Here is a 12,055-nt window from a genome sequence, read left to right as displayed (position 1 = left end):
ACGGATTGAACCGTAAAGTCTGAGCCTCGCCCGTCTATCAGGCAATAGCCGACGCTTTGGGTTTGGTGATGTCCGAGCCCTTGCGTATCATTGTCGCCATTCGTTAGCCCCACTTATTTTCCGGAGGGCCCATGAGCCTGCACGAATTGAACACCTTCCCAGGCGTGACTGCCCAACCTGACACCGCCACCCAGAAGTTCGTCTTCAACCACACCATGCTGCGGGTCAAGGACATCACCAAGTCCCTGGATTTCTACACGCGCATTTTGGGTTTCTCGCTGGTGGAAAAACGCGACTTCCCGGAAGCCGAGTTCAGCCTGTACTTCCTGGCGCTGGTCGATAAAAACCAGATCCCGGCCGACGCTGCTGCTCGCACCGAGTGGATGAAGTCGATCCCCGGCATTCTCGAACTGACCCACAACCACGGCACCGAGAACGACGCGGATTTCGCTTACCACAACGGCAACACCGACCCGCGCGGTTTTGGCCACATCTGCATCTCGGTGCCGGATATCGTTGCTGCGTGCGAGCGCTTCGAAGCGCTGGGCTGCGACTTCCAGAAACGCCTGAATGACGGCCGCATGAAGAGCCTGGCGTTCATCAAGGATCCGGATGCTTACTGGGTTGAAATCATCCAGCCTGCTCCTATGTAAGCCACACCACACACCCCTTGTGGGAGCGAGCCTGCTCGCGAAGGCGCTGTATCAGCCAACATTCAGTTGAATGACCCACCGCTTTCGCGAGCAGGCTCGCTCCCACATTGAGAATGCGCAACGCACAAAAAACCCCATGGTCGCTCATGGGGTTTTTGTGTTTTCAGCGTCGGGTTTTATGCTGGAGCCGAGGTCCGGATCAGGTGATCGAATGCGCTCAGGGAGGCTTTGGCGCCCTCGCCCACCGCAATCACGATCTGCTTGTACGGCACGGTGGTCACGTCACCGGCAGCGAACACGCCCGGCATTGAAGTCTCACCGCGGGCATCGACGATGATCTCACCGCGAGGCGACAGCTCGATGGTGCCTTTGAGCCAGTCGGTGTTGGGCAACAGACCGATCTGCACGAAGATCCCTTCCAGCTCGACGGTACGCAACTCGTCCGACTGACGATCCTTGTAACGCAAGCCGTTGACCTTCTGACCGTCGCCCAACACTTCAGTGGTTTGCGCACTGGTGATCACGGTGACGTTCGGCAGGCTGTGCAACTTGCGCTGCAAGACCGCATCGGCGCGCAGCTGCACATCGAACTCCAGCAGTGTTACGTGGGACACGATGCCCGCCAGGTCGATGGCCGCTTCGACGCCGGAGTTACCGCCGCCAATCACCGCCACGCGCTTGCCTTTGAACAGCGGACCATCGCAGTGCGGGCAGTACGCCACGCCTTTGTTGCGGTATTGCTGCTCACCCGGGACGTTCATTTCACGCCACCGCGCACCGGTCGCCAGGATCACGGTCTTGGCTTTCAGGGTCGCGCCGCTGGCGAAGTGGACTTCGTGCAACTCGCCGTTCTTGCCCGGCACCAACTTGTCGGCGCGTTGCAGGTTCATGATGTCGACGTCGTATTGCTTGACGTGCTCTTCCAGCGCCACAGCCAGTTTCGGCCCTTCGGTTTCCTGCACGGAGATGAAGTTCTCGATGGCCATGGTGTCGAGCACCTGCCCACCAAAACGTTCAGCCGCCACACCGGTACGAATGCCTTTACGGGCAGCGTAGATCGCGGCCGAAGCACCGGCCGGGCCACCGCCGACGACCAGTACGTCAAAAGCTTCTTTGGCGCTGATCCTCTCGGCCTGACGCTCGATGCCGCTGGTGTCGATCTTGGCGAGGATCTCTTCCAGGCCCATACGACCCTGGCCGAAGTTCACGCCGTTCAGGTAAACGCTTGGCACGGCCATGATCTGACGGTCATCGACTTCAGCCTGGAACAGCGCGCCGTCAATGGCGACGTGGCGGATGTTCGGGTTAAGCACGGCCATCAGGTTCAATGCCTGGACCACGTCCGGGCAGTTCTGGCAGGACAGCGAGAAGTAAGTCTCGAAGCTGAACTCGCCTTTGAGCGAACGGATCTGTTCGATCACTTCAACACTGGCTTTCGAAGGATGGCCGCCGACTTGCAGCAAGGCCAGCACCAGGGACGTGAATTCGTGGCCCATCGGGATGCCGGCGAATCGCAGGCTGATATCGGCACCCGGGCGGTTGATCGAGAACGATGGTTTACGTGCATCGTCACCGTTGTCGAGCAACGTAATCTGGTCGGAAAGACTGGCAACGTCTTTGAGTAATGCGAGCATTTCCTGGGATTTCGCACCGTCGTCGAGGGATGCAATGATCTCGATCGGCTGGGTGACCCGTTCCAGGTATGACTTCAACTGGGCTTTAAGATTGGCGTCCAACATACGGGCGATTTCCATGCTGTTTGGTGAAGAGACGAAAACATAAAAAAACGCCCGAGCGAATCTCGCCCGGGCGTTTTTGAGGGCGGTTGCAGCTTACTTAGGTGCGGAAACCCGCCCTGATGATGCGATCCATAGACTTAGATCTTGCCGACCAGGTCCAGGGACGGAGCCAGAGTGGCCTCGCCTTCTTTCCACTTGGCTGGGCAAACCTGACCTGGGTGAGCAGCGACGTACTGTGCGGCCTTGATTTTGCGCAGCAGCTCGGAAGCGTCACGGCCAACGCCGCCGTCGTTCAGTTCGACGATTTTGATCTGGCCTTCAGGGTTGATCACGAAGGTGCCACGGTCAGCCAGACCTGCTTCTTCGATCAGTACGTCGAAGTTGCGGGAGATGGCGTGAGTCGGGTCGCCGATCATGGTGTACTGGATTTTGCCAATGGCTGGCGAAGTGTTGTGCCAGGCTGCGTGGGCAAAGTGGGTATCGGTGGAAACGCTGTAGATCTCGACGCCCAGCTTCTGGAACGCGTCGTAGTTGTCAGCCAGGTCTTCCAGTTCGGTCGGGCAAACGAAGGTGAAGTCGGCAGGGTAGAAGAACACGACAGACCACTTGCCTTTCAGGTCAGCGTCCGACACTTTTACGAAGTCGCCATTTTTAAAGGCGTCAGCTTTGAACGGTTTAACTTGGCTGTTGATGATAGGCATCGATGACTCTCCGTCAGGGTTGAAAAGTTTGGTTGAGAAGTTGATGGAGTGAATCCTACCGACTCGATTGCCGGATGGCTCATTGGCAAAGCTCATGCTGCTCATTGGTTTTCGCTATTAGCCGAACGTATTAATAGAAGAAAACTTACTTAGCAGCGCCAATGGTTTTTTCTGCGAGCGGTGTCATCCCGAGAAACGGGCTGGCTTCAACATAGCGCATGGCGGACTTCATATCCTTCCAGCCCACGTAACTCATCAACGACTTCAAGTCCCACCCGCTCTGATGGGCCCAGGTGGCAAAGCCGCGCCGCAAGGAGTGACTGGTGTAGTGCTCGGCCGGGATGCCGGCGCGCTCCAGCGCCTGGCGCAGTAACGGGATCACGCTGTTGGCGTGCAGCCCCTCCTCGCACAGGTGGCCCCAACGGTCGATGCCCCGGAATACCGGTCCACGGACCAGCGCGGCTTCGGTGATCCAGTCGATGTACGCCTGCACCGGGCACAGGTGCTGCAACGCTGGCGTCTGGTAAGTCTTGCCGAGGTTTTCGCGGTCGCTCTTGGTTCGCGGCAAATAGAGCGTGATGCCTGAGCCGGCAGCCGCTTGCACGTGTTCGATCTGTAGCCGGCACAACTCATCACTACGAAAGCCGCGCCAGAAGCCCAACAGAATCAGCGCGTTGTCACGTCTGGCCCGCAACAGAGCCGGTTGATCGTGTTCAGATTTCGCGGTTTGTGCTTCTTGCTCCAACCAGGCAACCACTTGCTCCAGATGCTGAAGCTGTAACGGCTCGGCCTGTTTTTCTTGAGCCGGGTGTAGCGAGCGAATGCCCTTGAAGACCTTGCGCACAACTGGCGCCTTGGTGGGGTCAGGAAAACCCTGACTGTTGTGCCATTGCGCCAGCGCTGACAAACGCAACTTCAAGGTATTGATCGACAGCACACCCGCATGAGCGACGAGGTAGCGCGCCACGCTATCGCTGGTCGCCGGCAGGAAGCCGCCCCAACTGACTTCGAAATGCTCGATAGCCGCCCGGTAGCTGCGACGGGTGTTGTCGCGGGTGGCGGCTTGCAGGTAACGATCCAGCTCAGTCATGGGCTCAACTCTCTAAAACGTACCGCTTTGGCGGGTGAAAACGCGCCACAGGGCTCATCACACGGGGTAATACCAGTATATCCCGCATGAATACCTATCGTATTTTAAGTTTTTCATTAGCGTGGTACATTGTGTACTTAAGTGGCATGTACCACAGTACGAATTCGTAGGAGAACTCATGGCTCGTGGCGGTGTAAATAAAGCAGTGGTCCAGGCAGCACGCTTGGCAATTTTGGCTCGCGGCGAAAACCCAAGCATTGATGCGGTACGGATCGAAATGGGCAACACGGGCTCGAAAACCACGATTCATCGCTATTTGAAGGAGCTCGATGACGGCGCCGAACGCGCCGAAGCGTCGTCAGAACCCATTGATGACGAGCTGGCGGGACTGGTCTCGCGGCTGGCACAAAGACTCAAGGAGCAGGCTCAGGAGCCCATCGATCAGGCCCGCGAGCAGTTCGACAAACAAAAGAAAGAGTTGGATACGCAACTGCATGAAGCCCAACAAGCCAACACGCAATTGCAGCAGCAGTACGAGATTCAAAGCCTGGCACTGACTCAAGAGTCCGAGACCCTGCAAGAAACCGGCGCCATGCTGCAGACCGAACAAACCCGCAACGCCGGACTGAACCAGGCGCTGGCCGATTTCGAATTACGCTTGCAAGACAAGGATGAGCAGATTCGCTCACTGGAAGAAAAGCACCTTCACGCTCGCGACGCTCTGGAACATTATCGCAACGCCATCAAAGAACAGCGCGAGCAGGAACAACGCCGCCACGAAAGCCAGGTGCAGCAGATTCAGATGGAATTGCGCCAGGCCCAGCAGAGCGCATTGGTGCGCCAGGATGAGATCACGCAACTGCACCGCGACAACGAGCGTTTGTTAACGGAGAACCGTGGCACCCTGAGAGAGTTGAGCCTGCTGCAGGATCAACTCAAGCAAACCAACGCTCGACAGGATCAACTGCTGGAACAGGTCAACCGTATCGACAGCGAACGCACCCTCCTCCAGGAACGCTTGCGCGCTGCCCTGCTGGAAAGCCAGTCGCTGAAACAGAGCGCCGATGAGCAGTCGCAGATAAACAAAGCGCTGGAAATTGAGTTGATCAAGACTCAGGCGAGCCTCGATGAGAGCGTGCGCCTGGCGGCCGTCATTGCGACAGCGCCAGACGCATCAGAGCCCCGAAATGACGATTAACCCGCGACCGGCGTGCGCATGGTGACGAATTCTTCGGCGGCAGTTGGGTGCACGCCGATGGTTTCATCGAAATCGCGCTTGGTGGCACCCGCCTTCAAGGCGATCGCCAAGCCCTGCACAATTTCCCCTGCCTCCGGACCGACCATGTGACAGCCCAGAACCTTGTCGGTCTTGGCGTCCACCACCAGTTTCATCAGGGTGCGCTCCTGGCATTCGGTCAGGGTCAGCTTCATGGGCCGGAAGCGGCTTTCGAAGATCACCACATCGTGACCGGCCTCCCGGGCCTCTTCCTCGGTGAAACCGACCGTGCCGATGTTCGGCAAGCTGAATACCGCGGTCGGGATCATCTTGTAATCGACCGGGCGATACTGCTCAGGCTTGAACAAGCGACGCGCAACGGCCATGCCCTCAGCGAGCGCTACCGGCGTCAATTGAACCCGACCGATCACATCGCCAAGCGCCAGGATCGACGGTTCAGCAGTCTGATACTGCTCGTCGACCTCGACGAAACCTTTCTTGTCGAGTTTGACCCCGGTGTTTTCCAGCCCAAGATTGTCGAGCATCGGACGGCGACCGGTGGCGTAGAACACACAATCCGCCTCCAGCTCACGGCCGTCCTTGAGGGTCACCTTCAGGCTGCCATCGGACTGCTTGTCGATACGCTCGATGTCGGCGTTGAATTGCAGGTCCATGCCGCGCTTCGTCAGCTCTTCCTGCAGGTGTTTGCGCACTGCACCGTCGAAGCCGCGCAGGAACAACTCACCGCGATACAGCAACGTGGTGTCGGCCCCCAGACCGTGGAAAATCCCGGCGAATTCGACGGCGATGTAACCACCGCCCACCACCAGAACGCGCTTGGGCAGTTCTTTGAGGAAGAACGCCTGGTTGGAACTGATTGCATGCTCATGCCCCGGAATTTCCGGAATCTGTGGCCATCCGCCGGTAGCAATCAGGATGTTTTTGGCGGTATAACGCTCGCCATTGATCTCGACCTGGTGCGGATCAACGATTTTGGCGTGGCCTTCATGCAAGGTCACGCCACTGTTAACCAGCAGATTGCGATAGATACCGTTCAGGCGATTGATCTCGCGATCCTTGTTGGCGATCAGCGTTGCCCAATCGAACTTCGCTTCGCCCGGCGTCCAGCCAAAACCTTGCGACTGCTCGAAGTCTTCGGAGAAATGCGCGCCGTAGACCAGCAGCTTCTTCGGCACACAGCCGACATTCACACAAGTGCCACCCAGGTAGCGGCTCTCGGCCACAGCCACTTTCGCGCCAAAACCGGCCGCAAAACGCGCAGCCCGCACACCGCCGGAACCGGCGCCAATCACATAAAGGTCAAAATCGTAGGCCATTTTCAATCTCCTCGGCAGTCCACAAGCATACCCGCAGACGTCCGCTGGGCAAGCGCTGCAATCGATATGGGGACGGAAAATGAAAAAGCCACCCGAAGGTGGCTTTTCAATACAAGTGGGTCAGAGGCTATTAGTAGGCCTTGCCAGTCTTGTAGAAGTTCTCGAAGCAGAAGTTGGTGGCCTCAATGTAGCCTTCAGCGCCACCGCAGTCAAAACGCTTGCCCTTGAACTTGTAGGCAATCACGCAACCGTTTTTCGCCTGCTTCATCAGGGCGTCGGTGATTTGAATCTCGCCGCCTTTGCCTGGCTCGGTTTGTTTGATCAGCTCGAAAATATCCGGCGTCAGGATGTAACGACCGATGATCGCCAGGTTCGACGGTGCGTCTTCCGGGGCTGGTTTTTCGACCATGTTGCGAACGCGGTACAAATCATCAGCGATCAGCTCGCCGGAGATCACGCCGTACTTGTTGGTTTCCTGCGGATCCACTTCCTGGATCGCAACGATGGTGCAGCGATACTGCTCGTACAGCTTGACCATCTGGGTCAGGACGCCGTCGCCTTCGAGGTTGACGCACAAGTCGTCCGCCAGCACTACCGCGAACGGTTCGTCGCCGATCAGCGGGCGGCCAGTCAGAATGGCGTGGCCCAGGCCTTTCATTTCGGTCTGGCGAGTGTAGGAGAACGAGCACTCGTCCAACAGTTTACGGATGCCGACCAGGTATTTTTCCTTGTCGGTGCCCTTGATTTGGTTTTCCAGCTCGTAGCTGATGTCGAAGTGGTCTTCCAGAGCGCGTTTGCCGCGACCGGTAACGATGGAAATTTCGGTCAACCCAGCGTCCAGTGCTTCTTCGACGCCGTACTGGATCAGTGGCTTGTTTACCACCGGCAGCATTTCTTTGGGCATGGCTTTAGTCGCTGGCAGGAAGCGAGTACCGTAACCGGCTGCTGGGAACAAGCATTTCTTGATCATAAAAGTCCTTGATAGGGCTGTGTATACGAGTTTCGGCGCAGTCTAATCAGGCGGCGCGCACCTTACAATGCCCCGCACTGGCTAACCGATGCCATCATAGAGAAATATTCTCGCGGATAGTTCCCGAGATAGCTCCGCAGCCTTTATAGATAGCACAGCCCACCAGATCTGCACGGCCGCGAATCGCACAACCCTACACCATCAGCACCGGTTGAGTGCATTTGGCGCTATCATTGCGCGATTGAACCAGTCAACGAGGCAGATAGATGTCGGTAGCAAAAAGTGTCAACGGGTTCCTGATCAATCAGGCGAAAGACGGCCAGTGGTGGGTAGACAGTGCCAGCGGCGAGAATATTGCCGGGCCTTTCCCGACCGAGGCGTTGGCGATTGAAGTAGCATCCGTATTGGAGCTCGAACACCCAGCCCCGAAGCGTCGCGGCAAGGACAAGTCCTGAGAAGCACCCGACTCGACCCAAGCCCTGCTCGCGCAGGGCTTTTTTGTGATTGCCTGCAACCAAGTGGCCATTCGCTATAACCTTTTGATGCCTGCGCTGTCACAGGCTCAGCCCCTTCATCCTGACGACGACAACGACATGAATAAATTTTTGCCACTGATCGCGGCACTGGCCCTGAGCGGCTGCGCCACTTCCGAAACGACCTACCTGAACAACGGCGAGCAAGGCCTGGCGATCGACTGCTCCGGGGAAGCCAATTCCTGGGCCACCTGCTACGAAAAAGCCGATGCCTCTTGCGCCGGCACCGGCTATCGAATCGTCGGTACCGATGGAACACCTTCGACCAAGGAAAGCGACAAGACCCTGGGTGTCGACGTCGGCAACTACAAGAACCGCAACGTCGTGGTGGTGTGCAAGTAAGGCGCCCCTGCCCTACATGTGAATTTCGGCGAACTTGATCCCGAGGCCGCGCACCGTCTCGATCAAATCGTCGAGACGATTGAAGGATTCGACTTCATCGTTATCATCGACCAGAAAATAACTGCGCCCGGCGCTCTTCTTGAAAAACACGATCCATTCTCCCGAATTTGCCGGATTTTGGATCACGTGGGTGGCAGAAATGTGACCCTCTGCATGGCACTCCCGTACCTGCTCTCGCTTCATGCTCGACTCCAGAAATGACAATGCCGCCAAAGCGCTGCTTTGGCGGCATCGGTGCTGACTCGCGACAGTCTATCAGCCGGAAATGCACGCAGTAGCGGCATTGCGTACATCCATTGGGCGCAACGGCACATTGGAGATGCGCTCATGCAACTTGATGCTGCTGCCAGTGGAGCGGTCTTCGATATCAAATACCGCGGCCGGCCCCGAGGAGAACTTCTGCGGCACGATGACTCGCACACCGTCCTTCTGCGGCTCGACTTGCAGGGCTCCCCGGCTGCTGGCCAGTTTCTCGGTGAGGCATTGCGCGTACTCATGAGGCTTCTTGCCTGAAATCACGCTCATGGTCGGCAGCGACTCATTGATCTCCGAGACATTCGCGCAACCACTCATCGCTATCGCCATAGGCAGAAACAGCACACCCCACTTCATACAACACCTCCGATAAAGACACTCCGACAGTACAAATGCTGTTTTTCTCCGAGGCTTGCTGCGTTTATCGCTCATAGAATTCCGTATAACTGTTTTTAATTGTCAAAGCAGACCTCGACGACCGGATAATAACCCGTTCGGGCTGATAAACTGCGCCAATCGCACATGCTATCGTTTTGATTTTGTAGAAAAAGCCCTTCTGGAGGCGCCTCATGAAATTTATCCACCAGCGCGAGCACCTCAACGAAGACGACATCGTCGTCATTCAATGCTCCCAAACATGCAATATCCGCTTGATGAACGACGCCAATTTCCGCAGCTTCAAGAATGGCGGCCGCCACACTTACCATGGTGGAGCATTCGACACCTTCCCGGCCCGTATTACTGCGCCAAGCACCGGTTTCTGGAACATCACCATCGACACGGTCAACCGCCGGCCGATCAGCGTGACTCGCACACCGACCCTGACTCACACCATCAAGATCATCCGCCGCTCCAGCACGAAACTGAGCTGAGTGACACCCAAACACGAAGACAAGCAGGTATGACCGTGGCCCAAACGACCAAGTACGTCATCAAATACAAACTCAATGGTGAGCGTCGCTTCGAATTTGCCCAGCTTGAAAACGGCACCGAAGAAGAAGCCAAGGCCGCGCTGGACGTCATTCATGGCCAGGGCGACGACGTCATCAGCGAAATAAGCGTCAGCAAAGCGCTGTAACGGGATCCGGAGCGACAACATGGACGTCTGCTCCTGCCTCTGGAATTCAACCGCAAGCGCCGGAGTGTTAACGAAGTCCCCGCTCCCTAGACTGGCCACCTCAACCTTTGGTTAAGGAGTCAGAACATGTCTACTTCCTCGATTCGCTTCATCAGTGGCACTTCCAGCCTTGGCGTCTTGCTGCTCGCATTCAGCGCCGCGGGTTTGTGTGCGCTGCTGATCGGTGATGATCTGGCAATGCTGGAACGCGATCTTTCGCAACGCTTCCCCGGCCAACAAGCACCGCAGCGCGATGAAGGCTTGATGCCTGCGCTGGAGCAAACCCTGCGCCACCTCGAAGACCCGCGCACCACCCTGGATTTGCCGCTGGATCTGACAGGCAGCGTTTTTCAACGGCGAGTCTGGGATGCCCTTCGACACATACCGGTGGGTGAAACCGCCAGCTATCTGGATATCGCGCGACAACTGGGTCAACCCACGGCTTTTCGGGCAGTGGCCAATGCCTGCGGAGCAAACCCGCTGGCGGTTATCGTGCCGTGCCATCGAGTGCTGCGTCAGGATGGCAGCCTCGGCGGCTACCGCTGGGGGCTGGAGCGCAAACGGCAACTGCTGGAGCGTGAGGCGCAGCGATGAGTGCGCAATTTCTCGACGGACTGGACTGGGTCATGCTGGAACAGCAACTCGATCAGGATGGCTGCGCGATCATCAGGTCGCTTTTAAGCCACAAGACGTGCGATGAAATCAGCGCTTTGTATGCCCGCCCCGAGCCGTTTCGCTCGCAAGTGGTCATGGCTCGTCACGGCTTTGGTCGTGGCGAGTACAAATACTTCAGGTACCCGCTGCCGGATATCGTCGCCCGTTTGCGCAGTGCGCTCTATCCTCGATTGGTGCCCATTGCCAATCGCTGGTACGAGCACATGGACCTGCCGACCCGTTTCCCTGAAGCGCATGAAGCGTTCCTCGAACGCTGCCATGCCGCCGGTCAGGAACGCCCGACGCCACTGTTGCTGCAATATGGACCGCAGGACTACAACTGCTTGCATCAGGACCTGTACGGCGAACACGTCTTCCCGCTGCAAGTGGCGATTCTGCTGTCAGAGCCGGACGACGACTTCACCGGCGGCGAGTTCGTGCTGACGGAACAGCGCCCACGGATGCAGTCGCGCCCCCAGGTCATTGGCCTGAAGAAAGGTGACGCGCTGATCTTTGCCGTCAACCAACGGCCGGTCAAAGGCGTTCGTGGCTATTACCGAGTCACCCTGCGCCACGGCGTGAGTCGCCTGCACAGCGGAAAACGGCATACCCTTGGAATCATCTTTCACGATGCGTTATGACCCCATGAACCCGATCACCTTCGACTTGTTTGCCGACGCGGAACCCGAGCAGCAACCCAGGCTCGATCGTATCGGCGAACAGTCCTGCGTCCTCAGAGGCTTTGCCCTGCCCTGGCTGGATCAGTTGCTGCCCGCACTGGACGCAGTTCTGGCGGCGGCACCGTTTCGGCAGATGATCACGCCCGGGGGCTTTACCATGTCTGTCGCCTTGAGCAGTTGCGGCGTGCTGGGCTGGACCACCGACCGCAGCGGTTACCGTTATACCCGCAATGATCCGCTGACCGGGAAACCCTGGCCGAAATTGCCCGAGGTGTTTCTCGAATTGGCACAAGCGGCGGCGCGGGAAGCAGGGTTCGCGGATTTCGTGCCTGATTCCTGCCTGATCAACCGTTACGTTCCCGGGGCCAAGATGTCGTTGCACCAGGACAAAGACGAAGTTTCCTACGCAGCGCCCATCGTTTCAGTGTCCCTGGGATTACCGGCGATGTTCCTGTTCGGCGGCTTCGAACGCAGCGATAAAAGCCAGCGGGTGCCGCTGCTCCATGGCGACATCGTGGTCTGGGGTGGCGTGGATCGTTTGCGTTATCACGGGGTCTTGCCGATCAAGGACGGCCAACACCCGCTACTGGGCGAACAACGGATCAACTTCACCTTTCGTACCGCCGGATGAAGCCTTCGAATTCGACCGCAAGACCCGGGGTGCAGCGACCCCGTCGGCTGGTTAATCTGCATGAAACGGATCAACGG

Annotated in this window: 16 protein-coding genes; 9 read left to right on the top strand and 7 right to left on the bottom strand. The window is 57.6% G+C overall.

Annotated elements, in window-relative coordinates; translation table 11 throughout:
• Positions 1 to 131 precede the first annotated feature (131 nt).
• Entirely contained in the window at positions 132 to 653 is a 522-nt protein-coding gene (gloA, locus tag ACIQU2_RS19415; RefSeq protein ID WP_033055156.1) for a lactoylglutathione lyase, read from the top strand.
• Positions 654 to 829: 176 nt separating this feature from the next.
• On the opposite strand, the gene ahpF is transcribed toward gloA, so the two are convergent.
• The 3 genes from ahpF to ACIQU2_RS19400 form a co-directional block, all read right to left on the bottom strand.
• The gene (gene ahpF / locus ACIQU2_RS19410; protein ID WP_403143382.1) at positions 830 to 2,392 is read right to left on the bottom strand and encodes an alkyl hydroperoxide reductase subunit F; all 1,563 of its coding nucleotides are present in this window, start codon (positions 2,390 to 2,392) and stop codon (positions 830 to 832) included.
• A gap of 137 nt (positions 2,393 to 2,529) precedes the next feature.
• Positions 2,530 to 3,093, bottom strand: coding sequence for an alkyl hydroperoxide reductase subunit C (ahpC, locus tag ACIQU2_RS19405; RefSeq protein ID WP_007975937.1), 564 nt, complete (start codon positions 3,091 to 3,093; stop codon positions 2,530 to 2,532).
• 145 nt (positions 3,094 to 3,238) lie between these two features.
• A complete protein-coding gene (locus ACIQU2_RS19400) occupies positions 3,239 to 4,183 on the bottom strand; it encodes a site-specific integrase (RefSeq protein ID WP_403143380.1) in 945 nt (314 codons plus the stop codon).
• A gap of 178 nt (positions 4,184 to 4,361) precedes the next feature.
• Here ACIQU2_RS19400 and ACIQU2_RS19395 point away from each other — a divergent pair, with 178 nt between their 5' ends.
• Complete coding sequence (locus tag ACIQU2_RS19395; protein WP_403143378.1) at positions 4,362 to 5,381, top strand: DNA-binding protein; 1,020 nt, start codon at positions 4,362 to 4,364, stop codon at positions 5,379 to 5,381.
• Here ACIQU2_RS19395 and gorA read toward each other — a convergent pair.
• The gene (gene gorA / locus ACIQU2_RS19390) at positions 5,378 to 6,736 is read right to left on the bottom strand and encodes a glutathione-disulfide reductase (protein WP_403143376.1); all 1,359 of its coding nucleotides are present in this window, start codon (positions 6,734 to 6,736) and stop codon (positions 5,378 to 5,380) included. The two genes, ACIQU2_RS19395 and gorA, sit on opposite strands and share 4 nt — an antisense overlap.
• 130 nt (positions 6,737 to 6,866) lie before the next feature.
• Positions 6,867 to 7,706 carry a UTP--glucose-1-phosphate uridylyltransferase GalU gene (gene galU / locus ACIQU2_RS19385; protein ID WP_129444518.1) on the bottom strand — a complete coding sequence of 280 codons (840 nt, stop codon included), beginning with the start codon at positions 7,704 to 7,706 and terminating at the stop codon, positions 6,867 to 6,869.
• Between the two features lie 266 nt (positions 7,707 to 7,972).
• Here galU and ACIQU2_RS19380 point away from each other — a divergent pair, with 266 nt between their 5' ends.
• Positions 7,973 to 8,161, top strand: a complete 189-nt coding sequence (locus tag ACIQU2_RS19380; RefSeq protein WP_033055162.1) for a hypothetical protein — start codon at positions 7,973 to 7,975, stop codon at positions 8,159 to 8,161.
• Between the two features lie 138 nt (positions 8,162 to 8,299).
• Entirely contained in the window at positions 8,300 to 8,581 is a 282-nt protein-coding gene (locus ACIQU2_RS19375; RefSeq protein ID WP_123365041.1) for a hypothetical protein, read from the top strand.
• A gap of 12 nt (positions 8,582 to 8,593) precedes the next feature.
• Here ACIQU2_RS19375 and ACIQU2_RS19370 read toward each other — a convergent pair whose 3' ends face one another.
• Together ACIQU2_RS19370 and ACIQU2_RS19365 are read right to left on the bottom strand one after the other, a co-directional pair.
• On the bottom strand, positions 8,594 to 8,824 hold the full coding sequence (locus ACIQU2_RS19370; protein WP_347805613.1) for a hypothetical protein: 231 nt from the start codon (positions 8,822 to 8,824) through the stop codon (positions 8,594 to 8,596).
• Positions 8,825 to 8,896: 72 nt separating this feature from the next.
• Entirely contained in the window at positions 8,897 to 9,253 is a 357-nt protein-coding gene (locus tag ACIQU2_RS19365) for a hypothetical protein (protein ID WP_347805614.1), read from the bottom strand.
• Positions 9,254 to 9,465: 212 nt separating this feature from the next.
• Here ACIQU2_RS19365 and ACIQU2_RS19360 point away from each other — a divergent pair, with 212 nt between their 5' ends.
• The 5 genes from ACIQU2_RS19360 (at position 9,466) to alkB (ending at position 11,978) form a co-directional block, all read left to right on the top strand.
• A complete protein-coding gene (locus ACIQU2_RS19360) occupies positions 9,466 to 9,768 on the top strand; it encodes a DUF1883 domain-containing protein (RefSeq protein ID WP_282375786.1) in 303 nt (100 codons plus the stop codon).
• Positions 9,769 to 9,797: 29 nt separating this feature from the next.
• Complete coding sequence (locus ACIQU2_RS19355; RefSeq protein WP_283184154.1) at positions 9,798 to 9,974, top strand: hypothetical protein; 177 nt, start codon at positions 9,798 to 9,800, stop codon at positions 9,972 to 9,974.
• 126 nt (positions 9,975 to 10,100) lie between these two features.
• Positions 10,101 to 10,607, top strand: a complete 507-nt coding sequence (locus tag ACIQU2_RS19350; RefSeq protein WP_403143373.1) for a methylated-DNA--[protein]-cysteine S-methyltransferase — start codon at positions 10,101 to 10,103, stop codon at positions 10,605 to 10,607.
• A complete protein-coding gene (locus ACIQU2_RS19345) occupies positions 10,604 to 11,308 on the top strand; it encodes a 2OG-Fe(II) oxygenase (protein WP_347805616.1) in 705 nt (234 codons plus the stop codon). Before ACIQU2_RS19350 ends, ACIQU2_RS19345 begins: the two co-directional genes overlap by 4 nt.
• Positions 11,298 to 11,978, top strand: a complete 681-nt coding sequence (gene alkB, locus ACIQU2_RS19340; RefSeq protein WP_347805617.1) for a DNA oxidative demethylase AlkB — start codon at positions 11,298 to 11,300, stop codon at positions 11,976 to 11,978. Before ACIQU2_RS19345 ends, alkB begins: the two co-directional genes overlap by 11 nt.
• Positions 11,979 to 12,055: the final 77 nt, after the last annotated feature.

Origin of the sequence: Pseudomonas sp. NPDC098740 (assembly GCF_044760065.1) — a bacterium.
Classification (GTDB): Bacteria; Pseudomonadota; Gammaproteobacteria; order Pseudomonadales; family Pseudomonadaceae; genus Aquipseudomonas; species Aquipseudomonas rossensis.
Note: the sequence above shows the minus strand (reverse complement) of the source record. Positions and strands in the feature narration are given on the sequence as shown.

What these genes read in the sequence shown, in the direction of transcription:
- gloA (WP_033055156.1), top strand. Translation starts at nt 132, where the DNA reads ATGAGCCTGCACGAATTGAACACCTTCCCAGGCGTGACTGCCCAACCT.
- ahpF (WP_403143382.1), bottom strand. Translation starts at nt 2,392, where the DNA reads ATGTTGGACGCCAATCTTAAAGCCCAGTTGAAGTCATACCTGGAACGG.
- ahpC (WP_007975937.1), bottom strand. Translation starts at nt 3,093, where the DNA reads ATGCCTATCATCAACAGCCAAGTTAAACCGTTCAAAGCTGACGCCTTT.
- ACIQU2_RS19400 (WP_403143380.1), bottom strand. Translation starts at nt 4,183, where the DNA reads ATGACTGAGCTGGATCGTTACCTGCAAGCCGCCACCCGCGACAACACC.
- ACIQU2_RS19395 (WP_403143378.1), top strand. Translation starts at nt 4,362, where the DNA reads ATGGCTCGTGGCGGTGTAAATAAAGCAGTGGTCCAGGCAGCACGCTTG.
- gorA (WP_403143376.1), bottom strand. Translation starts at nt 6,736, where the DNA reads ATGGCCTACGATTTTGACCTTTATGTGATTGGCGCCGGTTCCGGCGGT.
- galU (WP_129444518.1), bottom strand. Translation starts at nt 7,706, where the DNA reads ATGATCAAGAAATGCTTGTTCCCAGCAGCCGGTTACGGTACTCGCTTC.
- ACIQU2_RS19380 (WP_033055162.1), top strand. Translation starts at nt 7,973, where the DNA reads ATGTCGGTAGCAAAAAGTGTCAACGGGTTCCTGATCAATCAGGCGAAA.
- ACIQU2_RS19375 (WP_123365041.1), top strand. Translation starts at nt 8,300, where the DNA reads ATGAATAAATTTTTGCCACTGATCGCGGCACTGGCCCTGAGCGGCTGC.
- ACIQU2_RS19370 (WP_347805613.1), bottom strand. Translation starts at nt 8,824, where the DNA reads ATGAAGCGAGAGCAGGTACGGGAGTGCCATGCAGAGGGTCACATTTCT.
- ACIQU2_RS19365 (WP_347805614.1), bottom strand. Translation starts at nt 9,253, where the DNA reads ATGAAGTGGGGTGTGCTGTTTCTGCCTATGGCGATAGCGATGAGTGGT.
- ACIQU2_RS19360 (WP_282375786.1), top strand. Translation starts at nt 9,466, where the DNA reads ATGAAATTTATCCACCAGCGCGAGCACCTCAACGAAGACGACATCGTC.
- ACIQU2_RS19355 (WP_283184154.1), top strand. Translation starts at nt 9,798, where the DNA reads ATGACCGTGGCCCAAACGACCAAGTACGTCATCAAATACAAACTCAAT.
- ACIQU2_RS19350 (WP_403143373.1), top strand. Translation starts at nt 10,101, where the DNA reads ATGTCTACTTCCTCGATTCGCTTCATCAGTGGCACTTCCAGCCTTGGC.
- ACIQU2_RS19345 (WP_347805616.1), top strand. Translation starts at nt 10,604, where the DNA reads ATGAGTGCGCAATTTCTCGACGGACTGGACTGGGTCATGCTGGAACAG.
- alkB (WP_347805617.1), top strand. Translation starts at nt 11,298, where the DNA reads ATGCGTTATGACCCCATGAACCCGATCACCTTCGACTTGTTTGCCGAC.